Here is a 623-nt window from a genome sequence, read left to right as displayed (position 1 = left end):
CGGGCTCACGGCGCAGGGCTTCACCACCGCCGCCGGCGAGCCGATCACCGGGCGCAACCTCACCGGCGTCATCTCCAGCGTGCGCCGGCAGGCCGCCGCCCGCGCCTCCAGGACGGCGGCGCGGGCGGCTCGCCCCGACCGCGCGGATCCCGCACCGTCGCCCGCGGCCTCGACCGGTTCCAGGTCACGGCCGACACGGCTCGCCCCGGAGCTGCGCTCGGGCAGCGATACACCGGACCCCGCGCCTACAGACGCACCGCTCACCGAGGCGGAGATCCGCCAGATGCAGGCCGAGCGGCACGCCCACCTGTTCAAGAAGGACTGACCTCATGCCCCGCGTCCTCCTCGTCGCCCAGGAAACCGGCGGCGTCGGCAAGTCAACTGTGACCCGCGGCCTCGCCGAGGCGGCCGGCGCCTCCGGTCAGACGACCGAGGCAGACGCCGAGATCGAAGCCGAGGACGAGGCCGAGGCGCTGGCGACCTGACCGCCGGCCTCAGGCGGCGCGGCGCCACGCCGGGAACGGGTCCGGCAGGCCGCGATAGGGCGCGGGATCGAACGGCTCCCGGTCCGCACCGGTCTCTAGCAGGCAGGCGTCCAGCGCCGCCGTGAGGGCCGCCGCGGC

At 76.2% G+C, this 623-nt stretch carries 2 protein-coding genes; both read left to right on the top strand.

The window, feature by feature from the left end; all coding sequences use genetic code 11:
• On the top strand, positions 1–325 hold a 325-nt coding region (locus tag ACU8YC_RS25550; RefSeq protein ID WP_446896039.1), incomplete at its 5' end, for a hypothetical protein.
• Positions 326–329: 4 nt separating this feature from the next.
• On the top strand, positions 330–485 hold the full coding sequence (locus tag ACU8YC_RS25545) for a hypothetical protein (RefSeq protein ID WP_446896038.1): 156 nt from the start codon (positions 330–332) through the stop codon (positions 483–485).
• The last annotated feature ends 138 nt before the right edge of the window (positions 486–623 follow it).

It is taken from the genome of Citrobacter sp. VF227 (assembly GCF_052950715.1).
This window is presented reverse-complemented; position numbering and strand designations above follow the sequence as displayed.